Annotated in this window: 13 protein-coding genes and 1 pseudogene; 9 read left to right on the forward strand and 5 right to left on the reverse strand. The window is 57.3% G+C overall.

Annotated elements, in window-relative coordinates:
* Positions 1 to 64: 64 nt before the first annotated feature.
* The 4 genes from VI25_RS17145 to VI25_RS17160 all read left to right on the forward strand — a co-directional run bounded on the left by VI25_RS17145 (position 65) and on the right by VI25_RS17160 (position 5,520).
* Positions 65 to 1,468: a RagB/SusD family nutrient uptake outer membrane protein gene (locus tag VI25_RS17145; protein WP_236705101.1), complete on the forward strand. Its 1,404-nt coding sequence runs from the start codon at positions 65 to 67 to the stop codon at positions 1,466 to 1,468.
* Between the two features lie 219 nt (positions 1,469 to 1,687).
* On the forward strand, positions 1,688 to 2,284 hold the full coding sequence (locus VI25_RS17150; RefSeq protein WP_045688773.1) for a gluconate 2-dehydrogenase subunit 3 family protein: 597 nt from the start codon (positions 1,688 to 1,690) through the stop codon (positions 2,282 to 2,284).
* A gap of 73 nt (positions 2,285 to 2,357) precedes the next feature.
* On the forward strand, positions 2,358 to 4,049 hold the full coding sequence (locus VI25_RS17155; protein WP_082455628.1) for a GMC family oxidoreductase: 1,692 nt from the start codon (positions 2,358 to 2,360) through the stop codon (positions 4,047 to 4,049).
* Between the two features lie 133 nt (positions 4,050 to 4,182).
* Positions 4,183 to 5,520 carry a family 1 glycosylhydrolase gene (locus tag VI25_RS17160; protein WP_045688772.1) on the forward strand — a complete coding sequence of 446 codons (1,338 nt, stop codon included), beginning with the start codon at positions 4,183 to 4,185 and terminating at the stop codon, positions 5,518 to 5,520.
* A gap of 146 nt (positions 5,521 to 5,666) precedes the next feature.
* Here VI25_RS17160 and VI25_RS17165 read toward each other — a convergent pair.
* From VI25_RS17165 to VI25_RS17185, 5 genes and pseudogenes are all read right to left on the reverse strand, one after another.
* Positions 5,667 to 7,183 (reverse strand): annotated as a pseudogene (locus VI25_RS17165) (catalase).
* 272 nt (positions 7,184 to 7,455) lie between these two features.
* Entirely contained in the window at positions 7,456 to 8,400 is a 945-nt protein-coding gene (locus VI25_RS17170; protein WP_045688770.1) for an SdiA-regulated domain-containing protein, read from the reverse strand.
* A gap of 64 nt (positions 8,401 to 8,464) precedes the next feature.
* A complete protein-coding gene (locus VI25_RS17175; protein WP_045688769.1) occupies positions 8,465 to 8,758 on the reverse strand; it encodes a hypothetical protein in 294 nt (97 codons plus the stop codon).
* 95 nt (positions 8,759 to 8,853) lie between these two features.
* A complete protein-coding gene (locus tag VI25_RS17180) occupies positions 8,854 to 10,230 on the reverse strand; it encodes an ATP-binding protein (protein WP_045688768.1) in 1,377 nt (458 codons plus the stop codon).
* Positions 10,230 to 10,907 carry a response regulator transcription factor gene (locus VI25_RS17185; RefSeq protein WP_045688767.1) on the reverse strand — a complete coding sequence of 226 codons (678 nt, stop codon included), beginning with the start codon at positions 10,905 to 10,907 and terminating at the stop codon, positions 10,230 to 10,232. The genes VI25_RS17180 and VI25_RS17185 overlap by 1 nt, the downstream gene beginning before the upstream one ends.
* Positions 10,908 to 11,065: 158 nt before the next feature.
* Here VI25_RS17185 and VI25_RS17190 point away from each other — a divergent pair, with 158 nt between their 5' ends.
* The 5 genes from VI25_RS17190 (at position 11,066) to VI25_RS17210 (ending at position 16,464) form a co-directional block, all read left to right on the forward strand.
* On the forward strand, positions 11,066 to 11,995 hold the full coding sequence (locus VI25_RS17190; RefSeq protein WP_045688766.1) for a LysR substrate-binding domain-containing protein: 930 nt from the start codon (positions 11,066 to 11,068) through the stop codon (positions 11,993 to 11,995).
* 61 nt (positions 11,996 to 12,056) lie between these two features.
* Positions 12,057 to 12,671, forward strand: coding sequence for a TlpA family protein disulfide reductase (locus VI25_RS17195; protein WP_045688765.1), 615 nt, complete (start codon positions 12,057 to 12,059; stop codon positions 12,669 to 12,671).
* A 76-nt stretch (positions 12,672 to 12,747) separates the two neighbouring features.
* Positions 12,748 to 13,488, forward strand: a complete 741-nt coding sequence (locus VI25_RS17200; RefSeq protein WP_045688764.1) for an alpha/beta fold hydrolase — start codon at positions 12,748 to 12,750, stop codon at positions 13,486 to 13,488.
* Positions 13,489 to 13,549: 61 nt separating this feature from the next.
* Positions 13,550 to 15,559: a type I pullulanase gene (gene pulA, locus VI25_RS17205; RefSeq protein WP_045688763.1), complete on the forward strand. Its 2,010-nt coding sequence runs from the start codon at positions 13,550 to 13,552 to the stop codon at positions 15,557 to 15,559.
* A 74-nt stretch (positions 15,560 to 15,633) separates the two neighbouring features.
* Positions 15,634 to 16,464 (forward strand): MIP/aquaporin family protein, encoded by an 831-nt coding sequence (locus tag VI25_RS17210; protein WP_052695242.1) that lies wholly within the window; start codon positions 15,634 to 15,636, stop codon positions 16,462 to 16,464.
* Positions 16,465 to 16,505: the final 41 nt, after the last annotated feature.

The following is a 16,505-nucleotide window of genomic DNA, read 5'->3' on the forward strand; positions in this document are numbered from 1 at the left end:
GCAAGTAACCATCGCACTGTGCACCTCGCTACTGGCCTTAGGTACATTTTCGTGCAACAAAGATTTGCTTGACCCCATACCAGAAACAGCCTTCTCAGATCAGGTAGTATTTGATACTCCTGCCCGGGTAGATCTGCAGGTTAATAACATGTACGCCTACGTGAAAACCGGTAGTTTTCTGGGCGGGCGCTATCAGGTGTACAGTGATGTGCGAGCCAATGATTTCATCAATCGTACTTCCAACGCCGTAACTGCACTAAGCGTGTGGAACCATACCCTCACGGAAACATCTGCCAACGATGTGTTAAGTGTGTGGGGTGCTGGTTACGCTGCTATCAACCAGATCAACGTATTCTTGCGGGGACTTGAGGCCAATACTGCGAAGTACGTGACGCCGGTTTTCGCTGCCGACTACACAACGAAGAACGTTCCTAACTACGTTGGAGAGGCCCGGACCTTGCGCGCTCTGTGCTACTATGCCATGTTGCAGCTGTATGCCCGGCCATATGTTGATGGCGGCGGCAGCAAGCCAGGACTACCTCTGCGCCTGCAGGCTGAAACCAATGCTGAAAACAACAATTTGGCGCGCAGCACCGTGGCGGAGGTCTACACCCAAATTCTGGCAGACCTAGACGCTGCCGAGAAAATTCTGCCGCTGAATTATTCATCAGCAGAATCGAATGTAACTCGCGCTCATCGCAATACTGCCATTGCTTTGAAAACGCGTGTATACCTGTCGATGGGCCGCTACGAGGATGTGATTAAGGAGGCCGACAAAATTGTGCCGAAGACGGCGCCGTTCGTAGCTGCCAGTGGAGTAGCACACGCTCTGAACCCTTCCATTACAGCGGTATTTGCCTCTCCTCAGGTAACAACGGAAAGCATTCTGAGCTTCCCGTTCACTGCCCAAAATACGCCGGGTACTCAAAACCAGCTGGCCTATTATTTCTCGCCTGGCCCTATCGGCAACGGTGAGTATGGCTTGAACCCAACCGGCATTCTAGCAAATCCTGCGTGGGCCGCTACGGATGCTCGTCGTACCAACTTCGTAAAAGTAGTGGGCACGGAATCGTTCATGCAGAAGTATTCCACTGGTTCTCCCTACACTGATAAGGCACCGGTAATCCGCTATGCAGAAGTGCTTCTGAGCTTGGCAGAAGCACGTTTCCGTACTGCCGGTCCGGCCGATGTTCAGGCCTTGGCCTTGTTGAATGCCGTACGTACTCGTTCGAACCCAACTGGCGCCTATGCTGCCTTCGCAAATACTGCGGCAGCAGTTGAAGCAGTATTGTTAGAGCGTCGCATCGAGTTCTTGGCAGAGGGTATCCGTAACATTGATATCATGCGTTTGAATGCCACTATTCCTGGCAAGGGAACAGTTAGTGCTGTAGAGCCAACCAATCCGCTTTATGTGTGGCCGATTCCATCCAGTGAATTGCAAACCAACAACTTGATGACTCGCAACTAAGTCAGTCGCATCCTGTTACATGACTAGGCCCCTCCATTATTGGAGGGGCCTTTTTTATGGCAATTAGGGTAAGGCAGGTGGAATGCAAGAACAGAGGGGAGAAAAAGAAAGCCTTCATTTTAGAGTAAATAAGGGGTTTTAAGTTTTCGGCAAAACCTTCATCGTGCCTAGCTCGTCAGTATGGGAAAGAAAGCTCCTCTGTTTAGGTCGTAGGTCTATATGTCTTCCCCTCATTATCCTGAGGGCACTGTACGTGCCCTGCTCCAAACCGACTTGGTAACGGAAGCAACCAAGGCGGCCCTGCTGCCTCGCTTGCAGACCACGCCCTACACGCCGCAACTCTTCGATGCCTCGACGTATGAACTGCTCCGTGCGGTAGCCGCCTGCATTTATCCGCAGCCCGAGCGGGAATACCCCATTGAGCTAGCGCCGGTAATAGACAAACGGCTGGCAGAAGGCGACTCAGACGGCTGGCGCTACGACGTTATGCCGCCCGATAGAGAAGCGTACCGCTTGGGCCTTGGGGGCATCAACCAAGCAGCTGAAGCCATGTATCAACAACCATTCGTGGTCTTAGCTCGAGACCAGCAAAATCTGGTGATGGAGGCAGTAGCGGCGGGTACTGCGGCAGGCACTAATTGGCAGCGGTTACCTATTGATCGGTTTTTTGAGGAACTGTTGGCCGAGCTGACTGAAGCATACTACTCGCATCCACTGGCCCAGGAGGAAATCGGGTATGTGGGCATGGCCGACGTTCCGGGCTGGTCGCATTTGGAGCCCAACCAACTGGAGCCGCGCGAGCCTGGAGCCCTGTAAGGTATCTAACCGAATTCTAGACCCGGCTCATTCCCTCACCTCATAGTAGCCAACAAAATGTTGGCGTTGTTTCATGCCCGACGAAGAAGTACTGGAAGAAGGCGTTCTGAACCCAATCAAGCCGGAGATTCAAGACCCCCTGCTGAAAAGCATTTTGGCGGAAGACGAAGAGTTTGCTGCTGCCAGCCCCATAGAACTTGAGCAGCCCGCTCCGCTTCCCGACTCAGTAGATGAAGTAGACTGTATTGTGATTGGGACGGGAGCGGGTGGCGCGCCCCTACTGGCGCGCTTGGCCATGGCAGGCCTGAAGGTGGTAGCCCTAGAAGCAGGCCCCCGCCGCGACCCAACCCAAGAGTATGCTACTGACGAGAAAGCCCAACACTTCCTGTTTTGGAATGATGAGCGGTTGTCGGCTGGAAAAACGCCGGTAGCATTCGGCAACAATAACTCTGGTACTGGTGTGGGCGGCTCAACGTTGCACTACACAGCCTACACTCCGCGGGCTCATCGGGGCGACCTTAGCCTGTTTACCGATTTTGGAAAAGGCGTAGATTGGCCGTTTGGTATTGAGGAGCTGGAGCCGTATTACGAGGAGCTAGAGCATTTTCTGGGGGTAAGTGGCCCTGCTTCCTACCCGTGGGACCCCAACAGACGCAAAAGCTACCCGTTGGCTCCATTGCCATTAAACGGGGCGGCCTTGCTCATGCAAAAAGCCTGTGCTGATCTTGGCATTCGGACTTCACCAGCTGCCAATGCTGCGCTGTCGGCGCGCTACTACCAGAAGGAGATTGGCTGGCGCGAGGCATGCACAAACCGCGGCTTCTGCCAGGCCGGGTGCAACCGTGGTGCTAAGGCCAGCATGGACGTAACCTTCTTGCCCCTGGCCGAATCATACGGGGCCGAAATAAGGTCCGACGCGTTCGTAACGGAAATCGAGCGCGATGCTCAAGGCCGCATTACAGCCGTGGTGTATGAGCAATACGGAGAGCAAAAGCGGCAGCGGTGCCGCCATCTTTTTCTGTGCGCAGGAGCCGTAGAAACCCCCCGTTTGCTGCTGCTCAATGAACTGGCCCTGACCAGTGGACAGGTAGGCAAGAACTTCATGGCTCACCCGGGCATGCAAGTGTGGGGCACGTTTGCCAACGATATTCGACCGTACAAGGGAATACCTGGGGGGCTTATCTCCGAGGATACGCACCGCCCCGCCGATGCTGATTTTGTGGGTGGCTACCTATTGCAGAGCATTGGCGTGATGCCCGTAACCTTTGCCTCTCAGATGGTGCGCCAACGCAAGCTGTGGGGGCAGCCTCTGCGCGATTACATGCGCAACTACAACCACGTAGCAGGCATCAATATTCTGGGTGACTGCCTACCGCACCAAAGCAACTTTCTGGAACTGGCCGAGGAGAAGGATGCCCGTGGCTTGCCCAAACCACGCGTTCATTTTTCGGCTCAGGAAAATGAGCAGCGGATGAATACGCACGCCGAGAAACTTATGCGACAGATTTGGCAAGCCGCTGGAGCACAGGATATCTGGGCATTTGAGCGCTATGCCCATACCATTGGTACAGCCCGCATGGGGCTTTCCGGCGACGATGCAGTTGTAAATGCCGACGGCCGCGCGTTCGATGTTCCCAACCTCTACATCTGCGATAACTCCGTGTTTCCTAGTGCCCTCAGTGTCAACCCGGCCCTTACCATTATGGCGCTGAGCTTGCGCACGGCCGATAAATTCCTGGCCGCTCAGCAGCGGCTGGATAGGTGATGTACCCAACCAGTTTGGCATAGCGGTCTAATTTGGTCGGGCTAGGTCGCTTCACTCTCCCCAACCCTACTTGTTTGCTTGATGCACAACATCATCTAAGGAAGGTAGTGCTTCAATTACCCTCTCTTTCCTCATGGCTAGCAGCTTCCTCACCCACATTAAAAGACACTTCGGCGACGGCAATTACGAAGGCGACGAGTTTGGCGGCGCAGCGGGCCACGATGGTAGCGGAGTGCCCACGGGCAATCCTGGCAACTTCATGTTTGCTACCGGTATTGAGTGCTCGTACCCCACTATTGCCAACGGCACCATTCGGCGGGACTTACTAGCCGAAACCGACCACTACAGCCGCTACAAGGAAGACCTGGGGCTAGTGAAAGAAATGGGGCTGAAAGTACTGCGCTACAACCTGCCTTACTACCTTATTCATAAGGCTCCGGGTAAATTTGATTGGGAATTTGCCGACAAGGCCATGGCCGAAATCAAGCGCCTCGGCATCACGCCTATCTTGGACCTGATGCACTTCGGCGTGCCCGATTGGCTAGGCAACTTCCAGAACCCGGAGCTGCCGGTGCACTTTGCTGAATACTGCGGGGCGGTGGCCCAGCGCTACCCCTGGGTGCGCTTCTATACGCCCGTCAACGAGATTTACGTGACGGCCCGGGCGTCGGCCAAGGATGGAATTTGGAACGAGCAGCTCAAAGACGACCGGGCCTTCATCACGGCCATGAAGCACTGCGCGGCGGCCAGCATTATGGGCAACCAGCAAATTGCCCGGTACCGCCCCGATTGCGTGATTGTGCAGAGCGAATCGGCCGAGTACATCCACGAAATGCGCGCCGTGGAAAGCGACGAGGTCCGCCTCACCAACAAGCTGCGCTTTCTTTCCCTAGATCTGCTGTATGCCCACACCATCGACGCGGAGGTGCTGCTCTACTGCCTTGATAACGGCATGACCCGTGAAGAGTTGAAGTGGTTTATGGCCGGTGAACCTCCCGGATACCAGATCATGGGCAACGATTACTACGGGCGCAACGAGCGAATTATAAAGCCCGACGGGAACTGGTGCTCGGCTGAAGACGTGCTGGGCTGGTACACCATGACGCGCCAGTACTACGAGCGGTACCGCAAGCCCGTCATGCACACGGAAACCAATACCTTCGATGCCAAGGACGCCGAGTGCTGGCTCTGGAAGCAGTGGGTAAACGTGCAGCGTATTCGTCAGGATGGAGTGCCAGTGGTGGGCTTCACCTGGTATAGCCTCCTCGACCAGCTCGATTGGGACATCAGCCTGGCGGAAAAGCGCATGTCGGTGAATGCCTGCGGACTCTATGACTTAGACCGTAAAATCAGGCCGGTGGGAGAAAGCTACAAGATGCTGCTCCAAGAGTTTGGCCAAATCACGGTGATGCCGCACGGGGAGATATTCGAATTTACCAGCCGCCCCGCTACCCTAAAAGTAGAGAAGTAAGCAAGGTCGTTGGGTTGAGCTGGCGCCAGGCGTGAAGACGCTCAACAACGGAGGCTCGCTACTGGCTGTAGCTCTGGCCTTAAAGCAAAAAGCCGCTCCAGATTCTGGAGCGGCTTTTCAATTCCCACGGTAGTACAGATTGTAATCTATACCGCGGCCTCGGCAGGCTGCGGATGTTGGGTTGGCATTTCCACATCTACACCCAAGCCCTTAGCAATGGCCATACCCAGGCGAATATCAGCGCGGAACCAGTGGCAAAGCTGACGCTGCATGATGAGGTCCTTCTTAGGGCCTTCAATACCGCTCATCGAACCCACAATGTTGTCGATGAGGTTGCGCTGGGCCTGAGCGTCCAGCAGGCGGAACAAGTTACCGGGCTGAGTGTAGTGGTCGTCGTCGCCAGGGCCCACGTTGCGGTCAAAACGGTCGGCGAACAGGCCGTCTAGCTCCTGGTCGGGTTCACCTACTGTTTTGTCTTCTACGGGGCCATCGAAGGAGTTGGGGAAGTAGTTGGGGCCGGGGCCGCCGTTGTCACCCAGGGCCATCTGTCCGTCGCGCTGGTAGTTGCTGAAGCCGTAGGGGCAGGCATTCACGGCAGGTGCTCGTAGTTGGCCCCCAGTCGGTAGCGCTGGGCATCGGGGTAGCTCAGGATGCGGCCCTGTAGCATTTTATCGGGCGAGTAACCAATACCATCTACCACGTGAGCAGGGGCGAAGGCAGCTTGCTCCACGTGGGCATGGTAGTTTACTGGCACTTCGTTCAGCTCTAGCACGCCCACTTCCTGCAGCGGGAACTTACCCTGGGGCCACACCTTGGTTAGGTCGAAGGGGTTCCAACGGAACTGCTTGGCCTGCTCCTGGGTCATGGTTTGAATAAACATCTTCCAGCGGGGGAAGTTGCCGTTATCAATGGCGTCTACAAGGTCGTGCTGGGCGAAGTCCGCGTCGTGCGCCTTCATCTGGGTTGCTTCCTCGTTGCTGAAATTCTTCACACCCTGCTCGGTGCGGAAGTGAAATTTCACCCACACGCGCTCATTCTGGGCGTTGATGAGAGAGAACGTGTGTGAGCCGTAGCCGTGCATGTGGCGGTAGCCGTAGGGCGTGCCCCGGTCCGACATTAGGATGGTTACTTGGTGCAGGCTCTCGGGGTTTAGGCTCCAGAAGTCCCACATCATTGTGGGTGACTTGCGGTTGGAACGGGCTTCCCGCTTCTGGGTATGAATGAAGTCGGGAAACTTCACCGGGTCTTTCACAAAGAATACGGGCGTGTTGTTGCCCACCAGGTCCCAGTTGCCGCCTTCGGTGTAAAATTTCAGGGCAAAGCCGCGGGGGTCGCGCTCGGTATCAGCCGAGCCCTTTTCACCACCTACCGTGCTGAAGCGCAAGAAGATGCGGCACTGATTGCCCACCTGGCTGAAAATCTGCGCCCGGCTCAGGTTCGTAATGTCGTGGGTAACGGTGAACGTACCGTAGGCGCCCGACCCTTTGGCGTGCACTACGCGCTCTGGAATCCGCTCCCGGTTGAAGTGCGCCAGCTTCTCCTGCAGGAAGTAATCTTGGAGCAACAGCGGCCCGCGCGGACCCGCCGAAACAGAGTTTTGATTGTCAAAAATCGGGCGACCAGCAGCTGTGGTCAGCTTCTTGGGTTGAGTTGATTCTTCCATGCTATCTAAAGAAAAAAGGAGATGTCGGTGCAGAGGTCCAGGCCGCAACGGCTCCGGATGCGCGACAAAGGTTGAGCTTACTTTGTTATAAGTAAAATCGATTGTTTTTATATGAGTATAGTTTTTTCTTATAGATAGATTCGCTGTAAGCTCAACGGTTGGTTTACAGATGTTTCGAACTCGATAGGAAAAACTAAAAAGCACCGCCCCGGCTACAATAGCAGAAGCCGTGCTCTTAGAAATAGCAGCCACAAGAGCGTGAAAATGCGCCGTTAGTGCTGGGGGCGGAATAATTGAATGGTGGCGTGGCCCGATTTCTTGCCCGCTTCCGTCGAGATATACAACTCACCGTTGGCGGTGAAGGCTAGCCCCTCGGGCTGAGGAAACAGCTCAGAAGATAAAGGCTGAGCCGCAACCAAGGCCCCAGCTTCGTCGAGCTCCACAATGCCATTCTGCCGGGCCGACAGCACAAAGATGTGGTGTGTGAGTGGGTGTACTGCCACGGCGGAAGGGGAGAAGCCCTTCAAGCCGCCCTTCTTCTTGCCTTTCTTGCCCGATTTCTTTTCTACTGCTTCCTGACTGGGCACACTTGCCCCAATAGACTCCACATCTAGCACGTAGGCCGGGGTAGCTTCGGCTTTGTAGGAGCCCGCTTGCAGGCGGTACACGGCTCGTTTGGTGTCGGGCAGGTCGGCGCCGGGCTCACCTTTGCAGGCTACCAAAAGCGTTTTCGTAGTAGCATCATAGGTGAGGCCCTCGGGCTCGTTGGCGAAGGTAAGGCCGGTTTCGTAGGCTTGGGTAGTCGTGCCGTTGTAGCGCAGCAACGTACCGTCGCTACGCAAAATAAACCAGTCGTTGCCCACGCGGGCGAGGTCTTCATAGTCACCATCTTCGCCAAACGACACGGTGTGGTCTACCTTCTGGCTCTGCAGGTTGTACTCGTACAAGGTGCCCGTTTCGTCTTCCACGCCCACAATGTGGCCCGCGCCGTGCAAGGCAATGCCCGATAGCTCAGCCAACTCCGAAGGCATAGCATAGGAAGCCGCCGGGCGGCTGAAGTCGTAGGTCATGCGCCCGGCAGGGGCCGCGCTACCCGGGCCGGGCTGGTTGACCGACCGAACGGGTACAACGGGTACGGGAGCCGAAGACGCAACGCGCGCAACTGGCGTGCTGCACCAGTTGGTGAGCAGCAACAAAGGCAAAAAGAACGTTTTCATACTTATGAAGGGGGTAAGCAGGATTAGGGATACTCGAAGCACAGACTTATGGGTACGCTACTACTCACCGGGAAGCCAGGGAGTCAGGTAGCGGCTGGCCCTGGCAGGCGGCAAGTTGCTGGCGCATTTGGCGCAGCTCCTCGGTCAGCGAAGCCCAGGAAGTGTCATTGTCTTCATCCTCGTCGTCATCGTCCTCTAACTCCTTCGGGCGCACGGCATCGGCAGAAGCCGTAGCAGCGCCGCGGGCCGACCGGTAGCTAGGCGTGAGGCAATACAAGTTGATGCTCACGGATAGCAACAAAGCCAGCGCCAGCAACCATGGCAACAGCGAAGTAGAGGAAGGAGCAGGAGTAGGCATGAAGCAAAGCAAATACGTTTACTGCAAAGGACTCTCCGCAACATTAACGCCGTCTGACTGTCACATTAAAATAACCTGAATGCGCCCCGGCCAGCTTATAGGGCTGGCAGCCGAACCAACACCCTCGTTCCTTTTCCTACCTCCGACGCAATCTGTAGCTGCCCGGCGTGCACCTGCACAATCTTTTGGGTTATGGCTAGGCCCAAACCGTAGCCGGGCTTGTCGCGGCCGTTGGCACCGCGGTACAGGGGCTCCACTACGCGCATAAGCTCGTCGGCAGCCAGGCCCGAACCCGTATCCGTAATGGTGAGTAGAATTTGCCGGGGTGTTTCGTAGCCCAGGGCTACCGTCACGGTCTGCGTCGAGTATTTGCAGGCATTATCGAGCAGGTTGAGCACAGCTGTTTGCAGAAGCTGGGCGTTGCCTGGCACGCTAAACACGGCCTCTACCGTCTCGGGCCAGGTGCCAAACTCAACTTGCACGGTCCGGCCGGGGTAGCGCGCCGAGCAACTATCCACGGCTTGTAGTACTACATCATCTAGTTGCACGGGCGTACGGCGGAACGACGTGTCGTCGGCTTTGGCGAGGGCCAATAGGCCGTTGGTCAGGTCGATGATTCGCTGAATTTCCTCCACGGCCGAGTCGATGCTCCGCTTGGCGGCCGGCAGCTCGGTGTCGTAGGCCGAAGCAGTTTCTAAGGTGCCGAGAACGTTGGCTAAGGGCGTGCGCAATTCGTGAGAAGCGTGCGATAGAAAGCTTTTCTGCGCCTCAAACGACTGCTCCAACCCGCTGAGCATCTCGTTGAAGGTCATGGCTAAATGGGCAATTTCATCGCGCCGGTTGCCCTCGTCTACCCGCTTTCGCAGGTTGGAGGCCGTAATGCCTTTCACCTCGGTCACCATGCGCGAGAGGGGCCGCAACGAGCGGTCGGCAAAGTACCAAGCTGCCCCAATGATGAGCACCAACGCCCCCAAGTTGCCCCCAAGTAAAATGGAGCGCAGGGTGTCAAACTCGCGCCCGCCAAACTGGTCGCGCCCGGCTACGAAGATGAGGTAGGGTTTCCCCTGGTGGCGGTAAAGCATACCAAGGGTTTCTACTTTGCCGCGCTGAAAACGGGCGGGCTTTTTTCGGGTAATCTGATTGAAGTACGCCGTGTCCTGGGTAGGTATGCCAGCATCCTGCGGCACTTGGGCAAGGTGAAAGACCAAGCGCCGCTGGGGGTCATAAATACTGATGCGCTCGTTGTGCATCGTCAGCAAATCCTTTTTGCGGAAGCTTTGCAGCACCTCCGGCTCCAAGTTGAGGCGATGAATGAGCAAGTGGGCGGTTTGTTCGGCTTTGGCTTCCAGGCGGTGGTAGAAGCGCAGCTCCCGCGCCTGGGCACTGTAGTAATAGATGAACGCAGTCAGGCAAAGCTGGATGGTGATGACCAGCGCCATAAACCGCAGAATCAGCTTGTTCCGAATCAGCATCAGCCTTCCCGCATCACGTAGCCCATGCCCACTACCGTATGAATCAGCTTGGGCTCAAACCCCTTGTCTAGCTTGCGGCGCAAGTGGCTAATATATACATCTATAACGTTGGTATTGGTGTCGAAGTCCAACTCCCATACTTTCTCCGTGATGTCAACCCGCGAAATAATTTTGCCGCGGTTCAGCAGTAAATATTCCAGCAACGAGTACTCTTTGGCCGTAAGGTCGATGCGCTGCCCTCCCCGAGTGACGGTCTTGCTTTCCAGGTTCAGCTCAAGGTCGGCCATGCGAAGCAGGCGTTTCACGGCCGACTGGTCGGCGCTGCGCTTGGTGAGGGCACGGGCCCGCAGCAGCAGCTCCTGAAACTTGAAAGGCTTTACCAGGTAGTCGTCGGCGCCGGCCTCAAAGCCTACTACTTTGTTCTCTATACTGTCGAAGGCCGTCAGGAACAGCACGGGTACGTAGGGGTTGTCGGCCCGGATTTTCTCGCAGAGTGCAAAGCCATTGAGGTAGGGCAGGTTGACGTCGAGGATAATGAGGTCGTAGGTGTGCTGGCGAAACAACGATAAGCCAAGCTGACCATCAAAGGCCACATCCAAGTCGTAGCCTTCATTTTGAAAGCCCTTCTGAATAAAGGAAGCCAGTTTCGGCTCGTCTTCCACCAACAGTAATTTCATGCGAACAGAACAATGAACTAGATAGTAAGAACTGCAAACGGCGGGTAGGGTTGTTAGGAACGGGAAAAGCAGCAGTTTTCGGCGGCACGCGGCACAACTAGCTATAGCCAGTAGCAATGCCAAGCGGCCTACCTATATCCATTGGCTATATTTGCTGCATGAATTTGCAGCAGCTAGAGTACCTAGTCGCCCTGGATACCTACCGACAGTTTGTACTGGCCGCCGAGAAGTGCCACGTTACCCAGCCCACGCTTAGCATGCAGCTTCAGAAGCTGGAGGAGGAGCTAGGCGTGTTGCTGTTCGACCGCACAACCAAGGGCGTGCAGCCTACCGCCGTGGGAGCCAAAGTGGTGCAGCAGGCCCGGCAGGTGGTGCGCGAGGTGCAACAACTGCGGGAGGTAGTGCAGCTAGAAAAAGGAGAGCTAATTGGGGAGCTCCGCTTGGGCATCATTCCCACGCTGGCGCCTTACCTGGTGCCCCTATTCCTGGTGGAACTAGTGGAGCGCTACCCCCAGCTTCGGGTGCAAGTGGAAGAGCTGCAGTCGGCGCAAATTATTCAGCAGCTGAAGGATAACCAGTTGGATATTGGCCTGCTGGTAACCCCTCTCGACGACCGGCAATTGCGTGAAGTTCCGGTGCTGGAAGAACCCTTCCTGGGCTACATCTCCGAAAACCACGAGCTGTATGCGCAGGCCACCATCAGCCCCCAGGATATGGGTGCCCCAGGCTTGTGGCTTTTGCAACAAGGGCACTGCTTCCGCCACCAAGTGCTCAATATTTGCGCCCCTTCGCCCGCCGCCACGGCCCGGCCCTTCACTTACGAAAGCGGCTCCATTGAAACCCTGAAGGAGCTAGTGCGCCACAACCACGGCTATACCCTCGTACCGGAGCTATCGGTGCTGCAGGAGCTGCACAGCCCCATGGTAAAGCGGTTTGAAGCGCCCCAGCCCGTGCGCGAAATTAGCTTGGTAGTGCATCACGGGTTTGTGCGGCTGCCCCTACTGGCAACCCTGCGCGACATCATCCTGAGCAAAGTGCCGGAGCGTTTGCAAGCGGGCAAAGTCGGGCAGAAAATTCGGTGGAAGTAGCGGCGTCATCGTCTCGTGCTTCCTTTCATTAGGCGTTACAGCATCCTTTCAGAAACCAACTATGCATTTCTCGAAACCTTCGTGGGGCACCACGGCCCAGTGGCTTGGCGTGGCCGCTTTTCTGCTGGTGCTGACTACGGATTTGCGCACACCCGTACTAGGCGGCGTGCAGCGCGGCCTGCTTGCTACCGGGCTGTGGCGCCCAGAGCTGCCCAGTACCTCGGCACCGCTACCTCTACAACCGGCAGCGGGCACCTACCCCCACAATGTGCCGTTGCTTAGCCTGGATGGTAAGACCACCAACCTGCGCGACTTGCAAGGCAAAGTGGTGCTGCTAAACCTGTGGGCCAGCTGGTGCCCGCCCTGCGTGGCCGAAATGCCGAGCCTCCAGAAGCTCTACAACCAGGTAGATAAGCGTAAGGTCGCCTTCGTGATGCTTTCCCTGGACCAGAACCCGGAGAAGGCGCGCCGGCTGGTGGCCCGCAAAGGCTACACCTTTCCGGTATACTTCCCAGCTGCCGGTCTGCCCGCCGCTTTTGAGTCTGAGGCTATTCCCACCACAATTGTGCTTGGGCCTGATGGGCAAATAGCCGCCCGGCATGAAGGCATGGCCGACTACGATACGCCAGAGTTTAAGCAGGCCCTGGAAAAGTTGGCGGGTCCAGCTCAGCTATAAGGCTTCCCACCTACGTAGTAGCCCTACTTGCTCACGCGGCCCTGGCGTACTGCTTCGGGCCTCATCCCCTTGTTCTATGCCCGCTGTAGCACCGCTCACGTTTGTTGGCCTGCATTACTGGGCGGGGGCCGGCCATGCCTTTCAAGCCGTAGCCGACCTCCTCGCTCCCGACTACTCCTTCCTCGCCCCCGATTTGTTGGGCTTTGGGGAAGCGCCAGCTCCCGTTGGGAGCAAGTACACCGTAGATGCATATGTAGCACAGGTGGAGCAGTATTTGGCTGATAATCAGATTGCACGCTATGTACTAGTAGGGCATAGTATGGGCGGCAAGGTGGCGCTGGCCCTGGCCGCTCGGCAGCCCACGGGTTTGGCTGGGGTAGTGCTTTTGAGCCCCTCGCCTCCCTTGCCCGAGCCCATGACGGATGAGGAGCGCCTTGCTAGTATGCGGGCCTACGGTAAGCTCAGTGAAGCCGAAAAAACCTTCCGGAAAATTACGGCTCGGCCCCTGCCAGAACCTGTGCGCCAACAAATTCTGCAAGACAACCTGCGTAGTACCCGCCTATCGTGGGACGCGTGGCTACTGCATGGCAGCCGGGAAGATATTAGCGCCCGAATGTGCACGGTGGCGGTGCCGTGCACTATCATTGCCGGCGACCAGGATGACGTGATGTCGCCCTCGGTGCACGGGCTGGAAACCCTGCCCTTGCTGCCCACTGGTACGCCCCTGGAAATTGTGGGCGGTGCTGGCCACCTGCTACCTTACGAGGCGCCAGAGGAAGTAGCGGAGCTGCTACGCACCTTTGCCAGCACTTTATAAAACGCTCGGTTCTTCCGGTTCCAGCGGAAAACGCCGAACTTCACAGCCTACTTTTCCTCGCATGAAGTTCTGGCCGTTTCTTCCCCTTGCGCTTGCCCTGGGCACTTTAACTACTTGTCGTACCGCTCAGGTAGCGGAAGGCTATACTGCTTACCCGACCTACGATGGGCCCGACCTGGGGCTGACTTTCGTGCGGGGACAAGCGCACCTGCGGGTATGGGCCCCCACGGCCGAAAAGCTTCAGCTGAAGCTGTACACGGCAGGTAGTGGGGGAGAGCCCGCCGCCGAGTACCCCATGCAAAAATCTACGGGCGGCACCTGGGTATACACGCTGCCTGCGCAGCCGGCCGGACAGTTTTACGTGGTGCAGGCCACCATCAAAGGCCGGCAGATGGCCGAGGTGCCCGACCCTTACGTGCACGCAGTAGGGGTAAACGGGTTGCGGGGCGCACTCCTCGACCCAGCCACCGTGCGTCCCTCTAGTTGGGAAGATGATGTGCGGCCCAAGCTGGCGCAGGCTACCGACATTGTGGTGGGGGAACTGCATCTGCGCGACGTGTCCATGCACCCGCAGTCGGGGATTCAGCACAAGGGCAAATACCTGGGCTTGGCGGAAGCCGGTACCCGCGGCCCCAGTGGCGTCAGGACGGGGCTCGACCACCTTACTGAGCTGGGTATTACCCACGTGCACCTGCTGCCGACCAACGATTTTGCTTCTATTGATGAAAGCAAGCTGGCCGAGAACCGCTACAACTGGGGCTACGACCCGCTGCACTACTCGGTGCCCGAAGGCTCCTACGCTACCGACCCCACTAACCCCGCCGTTCGCATTCAGGAGCTGAAGCAGTTAGTACAAACCTTGCACCGGCGGGGCTTGCGCCTGGTGCTCGATGTAGTGTACAACCACACGGCGGCGGCCGCCGCCAGCTCATTCGAGCAGCTAGTGCCGGGCTACTACTACCGCCACAACCCCGATGGCTCCTTTTCCGACGCGGCCGCCTGCGGCAACGAAGTTGCCTCCGAGCGGCCCATGGTGCGTAAGCTCATTGTAGAGTCGGTGGCCTACTGGGCCCGGGAGTACCACGTCGATGGGTTTCGGTTTGACTTGATGGGCATCCTGGACCTGCGCACCATGCGCGCCGCGCGGGTCGCCCTCGACCAGATTGACCATTCCATTTTCATGTACGGCGAAGGCTGGACGGCCAAGCCTAGTCCACTACCCGAAGCTGAGCGGGCCCTCAAAGCAAACGTAGGCAAGCTAGACCGCATAGCAGCCTTCGGCGACGAGTTACGCGACGGCGTGAAAGGAGGCGTGTCGCGCCCCACTGACCCTGGCTTTGTAGGTGGACAGGCAGGCCTAGAGGAAAGCGTGAAGTTCGGCATTGTAGCCGCTACTCAGCACCCGCAAATCGACTATAGTAAGGTTAATTACTCCAAGGCGCCCTGGACCACGGCACCGGCACAAGCCATCAACTACGTAGCCTGCCACGACGACCGGCTGCTGTGGGATGAACTGCGCGTGGGCAACCCCGACGCTACGGAGGAAGAACTTATCAAGCTGGACATTCTGAGCAATACCATCGTCTTTACCTCCCAGGGTGTGCCGTTTCTACCAGTCGGCGACGACTTCCTGCGTACCAAAGGTGGCTCGCACAACTCCTACAACCAGCCCGATAGCGTCAACCAGGTAGACTGGGCCCGCAAGGCCCGGTACCAGTCGGTCAGTACTTTCTACCGTCAGCTCATTGCCCTTCGCAAGGCTCACCCCGCTTTCCGGCTTCCAACGCAGGAGCTGATTCAGCAACACCTGGAGTTCTTGCCTAATCTGCCCGCTTCCACCATTGGGTACCAATTGAAAGATCACGCCGGCGGCGACTCCTGGAAAACCATTGTGGTACTGCTGAACGGCAACAAGCAAGCCGTGCACCTGCCCATACCCAACGGGCGCTACTCGGTGGTCGTTGCCGGTAGTCAGATCAATTCGCAGGGCTTGCGCACAGTAGAGGCAGAGGATGGTGGTGGCGGTATAGAAGTGCCTGCCTCCTCGGCCCTCGTGCTGGTGCAGCCTTAGCGCCGGGAGCACCTGCCGTAACCGCCGGGGGTAGGCTACGTTTCACTACCTGTAGTTTTATACCCCAGGTGCCTATGTCGTTTGCCGGTCGTTTCTTTGCCGCGTTGCCCCGCCATTGGGCGCACTACCTCGCGGAAGCAGCGGGCCTAGCCTTCTTCGTGACCTGTGCAGGCCTGCTTACTGTGCTGGTTGAGCACCCCAATTCTCCGCTGGCCTCCTACGTTCCTACCGCGCCTCTGTTGCGCCGGGCAATGCTGGGAGGAGCCATGGTGCTGGTCATTGTGAGCATTGTGTATAGCCCTTGGGGCAAGCGTTCGGGTGCCCACATCAACCCCGCCGTAACGCTGGCGTTTTGGCAATTGGGCAAAGTGAGCACCCCTGATGCGGTGTGGTACGTGCTGGCGCAGATGACGGGCGGCATTGGGGCAGCCCTGCTGTTGCGCACCGTGCTAGGTGAGTGGTATGCTCACCCAGCCGTAGACTTCACGGTAACGCAGCCCAAAACCACGGCAATGGGCCCGGAGCTAGCGTTCCTGGCCGAATTCGGAATTTCCTTTCTGCTGATGTTGGTGCTGCTAATGACCTTGCACTCAGAGCGCTTCAAGAAGTTGACAGGCTGGTTTCTGGGCGGCTTGCTGGCGGTATACATCACTTTCGAAAGCCCATTGTCGGGCATGAGTTTAAACCCGGCTCGTAGCCTGGCTACGGCCCTGGCCGCGGATAGCTACAACGGGCTGTGGGTGTATTTTGCGGCTCCCCCGCTGGCTATGTGGTTGGCTACGGTGCTATTCCGGCGGTTCTACCACGGCGAGGACTTAGACTGTGCTATTCTAGCGGGGTGTGGCCCAAGCATGTCATCACCTTTCACAGCTGGCGAGGAGCCCCCGCACTACCCCGATGAATAGCCGCACACCCCCAACCGCTTCTACCAAAAACAGATTACCCC

It is taken from the genome of Hymenobacter sp. AT01-02 (genome assembly GCF_000961955.2).
GTDB classification, from domain to species: Bacteria; Bacteroidota; Bacteroidia; order Cytophagales; family Hymenobacteraceae; genus Hymenobacter; species Hymenobacter mucosus.